The 3,694-nt window shown below is 62.1% G+C and carries 7 protein-coding genes; 1 reads left to right on the top strand and 6 read right to left on the bottom strand.

The genetic code is table 11. The annotated features are described in order from the left end of the window. From EO136_RS10980 to EO136_RS10965, 4 genes are all read right to left on the bottom strand, one after another. Positions 1 to 509: hypothetical protein (locus EO136_RS10980; protein WP_164730543.1), on the bottom strand; the 509-nt coding region annotated here is incomplete at its 3' end. Continuing rightward, positions 506 to 1,075 carry a superinfection immunity protein gene (locus EO136_RS10975; protein WP_127144282.1) on the bottom strand — a complete coding sequence of 190 codons (570 nt, stop codon included), beginning with the start codon at positions 1,073 to 1,075 and terminating at the stop codon, positions 506 to 508. The genes EO136_RS10980 and EO136_RS10975, both read right to left, overlap by 4 nt. A 16-nt stretch (positions 1,076 to 1,091) precedes the next feature. Further along, complete coding sequence (locus EO136_RS10970) at positions 1,092 to 1,808, bottom strand: DUF805 domain-containing protein (protein ID WP_127144283.1); 717 nt, start codon at positions 1,806 to 1,808, stop codon at positions 1,092 to 1,094. Beyond that, a complete protein-coding gene (locus EO136_RS10965) occupies positions 1,805 to 2,176 on the bottom strand; it encodes a hypothetical protein (RefSeq protein WP_127144470.1) in 372 nt (123 codons plus the stop codon). Before EO136_RS10965 ends, EO136_RS10970 begins: the two co-directional genes overlap by 4 nt. 108 nt (positions 2,177 to 2,284) lie before the next feature. On the opposite strand from EO136_RS10965, the gene EO136_RS10960 reads away from it, so the two are divergent. After that, positions 2,285 to 2,551: a helix-turn-helix domain-containing protein gene (locus tag EO136_RS10960; protein ID WP_127144469.1), complete on the top strand. Its 267-nt coding sequence runs from the start codon at positions 2,285 to 2,287 to the stop codon at positions 2,549 to 2,551. A gap of 13 nt (positions 2,552 to 2,564) precedes the next feature. Here EO136_RS10960 and EO136_RS10955 read toward each other — a convergent pair whose 3' ends face one another. Further along, a complete protein-coding gene (locus EO136_RS10955; RefSeq protein WP_127144468.1) occupies positions 2,565 to 3,197 on the bottom strand; it encodes a hypothetical protein in 633 nt (210 codons plus the stop codon). 182 nt (positions 3,198 to 3,379) lie between these two features. Continuing rightward, positions 3,380 to 3,694, bottom strand: a 315-nt coding sequence (locus EO136_RS10950; protein WP_127144467.1) for a DUF3768 domain-containing protein, incomplete at its 5' end; no start/stop codon positions are given.

The following is a 3,694-nucleotide window of genomic DNA, read 5'->3' as shown; positions in this document are numbered from 1 at the left end:
CCGACCGTGACCCTGACGCAGATGTGGTCATAGTCGAAGGTATTGGCGCTGGAGATCACGTTGGACGTGATGGTCTCGCTCGCCCCTGAACTCACCATTCCAAATGAGGCGGAGGCCGAGAGGGCAAATGCGATCGCCTCAGGGGCCTCAATCTCGCCGACGATCCCCACGGCCTCGACCGCAACGGCTCTGTTGGTGGCGCTGAAATTGGTTGCCGATGCCGAGAGCCGAATGTGCTGGAGAGCGGGCATGAATGGCTCGTAGGGGACGATGGCGATGTTGTTGACCGTCAATCCACCAAAGCCGAGCGAGACCTGAAAGATGTCCTCGGCCCGATCTGCACAATACCAATCGCCCGCAATAGGGGTGACGGGGCTGTCCTCGTCGGTATCCTGAGCGAAAAGCGGCGTCGAGAGAGAGGCAAGCACCAACGCCAGAGCTGCACGGGCCATGCCTTTGCGTTCTGACGGACGGCTCCAGCGGTGTGATGGTGTGGTCGGATTGGTCATGTTGTAGTTCCTCCTTGGGCTGAGATGTATCGGTCGATGAGGGGGCCCTTGAGCCGGGTGAACTCGGACTCGCTCAACAGGCCTTCGGTGCGGAGCTGCTTGAGCCGGGCGATCTGGGCCAGGGGATCGGGCTCTGACGGGCGTTCGGGGGACGGCGCGGGACCATCCCCGGCCAAGGGCGCAGCAGCCGCCGGATTGACGCCATTGATGCCCTCTATGCGCAGGCGCTTGACGTCATTGGCAAAGATATTGAGCCCGCTCTCCCCGCCATTGGTGCCGTCCGGGTCCCTGGTTCTGTGCACCGCGCCCATCGCCCAGACCATCGCGATCAGCCACCCCAGGACGGTGGCCCCGAACGCGAAGTTGATGATCAGGATGATCCAGCGGTTGGGATGGCCCCGGTAAAAGGCCACGACGGTCGGAATGACGTAGATGATGAACAGGGCGCCGTAGAGCAGGCCGAAAATGAGCAGAAGGTCATTGGTCGACTGCGCCATTGCCGGAGCGACCGGCAACAGCACAAATGCAAGCGCGAGCGGGAGGGTATGAGCGCTGAGGGGGCGCATAATCGTCTCCCCTTTATCAGCGGGTCTTGGCCAGAAGATCGGCCTTCATGGAGGCGTATTCGCTCTCCTCGATCGCTCCGGTGCGCCGCAGCTCTGCAAGCCGCTCGAGCCTTGCAATGGTCTCGTCGGAGATCGGGCTGGAGGATTGCGGCTCTGGTGCTGTTGGAGATTGAGGGTTGGTCGGAGCTTGCGGTGCCTTGGCTGCATCCGCGGCATTCATTGGAGCCGTGCCAGTGCCGGCCAGTTCATCAGCCCCTGCCCCCTCGGTTTGCCCGGCGATAGGCTGTTGGGTGGTCACAGGGCCGGACTGAGCCGCAGAAGCCCCTTGGGGCGCATGATTGGCTGCCGGTCGCATGGTCTGGCCTGGGTCTGCGCCCCCGAGCGGATGGGGCCCGAACCGGTTCGCCCCGGAGGTCGAAGGGGTAACGGCAAAGACCAGCAGCACGATCAATCCGACCAGCGGTACGAGCATGATCAGAGCCCACCAACCCGTACGATCGATATCGTGCAGCCGGCGCACCAACACCGAAAGTGACGGGATCAAGTGGGCGAGCACAACAACGCCCCCGATTACCCCATTGCCCTCCGCATCCAAGGTGCCGATCATCGCGTCAAGAAGCAGCCCTGCGCAGAGCAGCAATAAATAAAACAGGGTGAACAGCCAGAACTGGCTCCGGGTCGACCTGCCGCGGAAGTCGACATAGCGGCGCATGCCATCGAGATAGGCGTTCATTGGGCAACACCCCCGACCGGCGCCGCAGCGGCGTTCTTCTTCTTGGCCAGCTCGCGATAGCCCAACCAGCTCATCACCGAGAGCACCAGGGCGATACCGCCCCATATCCACATGTCCGAGAACACCGTGGTCGCGGCCGTCAGGAGCCCGATCAAAGCCGCGAGCCCGAACATGACCATCGCGACGCGGGGCAATCCCATGGCGAACGCCGCGCCCAGGACGAACAGGAAGGCCAGGATGATCCCCGCCGCTCCTCCTGCAGCGGTATCGGTATCGGACGTGATGTTGCCGCCGACCATAACGGCGCATGACTGGAGCCCGACGATCATGGTCAGGCATAGCGAAATGACGAGTACTGCTATTCTCATGGTAGTCCCCCAAGTGAGTTGCCCCGCACGGGCGAGCAAATTTGACGCCAAATAGGGGACTGACAGTCCGTCGATTGTCAAGCACCCTGTGTGGCTTTGATGGTCCGCATGAACGCGCGGCAAACCATCGGCTGGAACCTCAAACGACTGCGGGTGGGCAAAGGCCTGTCCCAGGAGCGGCTTGCGCTCGAAACGGGCATTGACCGCTCTTATGTCGGGCGTGTTGAGCGCGGCACCGAGAACGTGACGGTGATCACGCTGGAGGCCTTTGCCTCCGTTCTGAATGTGCATGTATCGGCCCTCTTTGACCCCGTTGACCCAGAAGCCAGCCCTCCCAAGCCATTGCCCTCTGGGCGCAAGCGAAAGCAGGGCTGAGCCTCAAAGGTGATCACCCCGCGGCCTTCTGCCCCTCCGGGAACTTCAGGGCGAGATCGGCCCGGCGCTTGGTGAAGGCGTCGTCTTCGGGATAGTCGCGCCATTTGAGGACGAACTTGCCGTCGGCGGCTGCCTCGACCACCAGCGCCTCGAACCACGCTTCGTCATCTGGCGAATAGGCCAGAACCGTGTGCCCGACACTGATGCGGGCCCAGTCGGGCGGGAAGCTTTCCTTGGGCTTGGCGGCGACATCACCCTTACCCGAATCCTTGCCGGCATCCTTGGCCTTGTCCTGCTTGGGCGCCTCTGCCTCTCCCGACGCGAACAGATCGCCGGCCTTGGGCGCAGGGGCATTAGCAGCATGCGGCAGGAGGGCTTCGTACACCTTGGGCTGGATGAGCGGGGCAAAAGCCTTCCCGCTTGAGAAGATGCGCCCCTTGGGCAGCTTGAGGGCAAGTTCGGTGAGCTTGCCGGATTTAACGGGAACGACCTTCATCCCGGTCAGCGCAGCAGCCTTCCTGGCCGAGGCGCGATCGGTCTTGGCGAACCAGGAGCCGCGAGGCTTTTCGTTGTCCGATTGTCCGATCAGCACGATGGCGGGGAGGTCGGTGACCTCACCGGGGAGTTTCTGAGCAGGTACGGCCATTGTCGTGTCCTTTTCTAACAAAAGAGCCCCCACATGGGGGGCTCGGATCAGGGTTCACATCGGTGACGGCGATAGCGGCACGAACCGCCATGCACAGCACCGTGCAGCGCCAGCATAGCCCAAAAAGACAATTATGTCAATGTTTTAGCCGAAACCCTCCCCGAACACCCCCATCGCATCCCTCAATATTCCGACGCGAGCATCAGGGTCAGAACCCGTTCGGTCACCTCTGGATTGGTGGGGTCGGGAGAGCCGTACTCGAGCTGCTTGTCGAGGTAATCGATCTTCCAGAACAGGGTATGCCCTTCGACCACGATCGACCCGAAATCGTGCTCTCCATAGGGATCATTGTCGGGGGTGAAACCGTCGAAGGCCTGTATGGATCGGACGGCCTTGGTGGCGATCGGCGCGCCCAGTGCGAGAACGCCGGTGGTGAGTATCCATCGCCCACCGAAGAAACTGGTTCTCAGGGCGTCGTTAAGATCGCGCACTTGGCG

The organism is Pelagibacterium montanilacus, from assembly GCF_003992665.1.
Lineage (GTDB): Bacteria > Pseudomonadota > Alphaproteobacteria > Rhizobiales > Devosiaceae > Pelagibacterium > Pelagibacterium montanilacus.
The sequence above is the reverse complement of the archived record's forward strand: the minus strand, read 5'-3'. Positions and strand labels throughout refer to the sequence as shown.

Bases quoted from the DNA above. Each gene is read 5' to 3' on its own strand.
- EO136_RS10975 (WP_127144282.1), bottom strand. From the start codon at position 1,075: ATGCGCCCCCTCAGCGCTCATACCCTCCCGCTCGCGCTTGCATTTGTG.
- EO136_RS10970 (WP_127144283.1), bottom strand. From the start codon at position 1,808: ATGAACGCCTATCTCGATGGCATGCGCCGCTATGTCGACTTCCGCGGC.
- EO136_RS10965 (WP_127144470.1), bottom strand. From the start codon at position 2,176: ATGAGAATAGCAGTACTCGTCATTTCGCTATGCCTGACCATGATCGTC.
- EO136_RS10960 (WP_127144469.1), top strand. From the start codon at position 2,285: ATGAACGCGCGGCAAACCATCGGCTGGAACCTCAAACGACTGCGGGTG.
- EO136_RS10955 (WP_127144468.1), bottom strand. From the start codon at position 3,197: ATGGCCGTACCTGCTCAGAAACTCCCCGGTGAGGTCACCGACCTCCCC.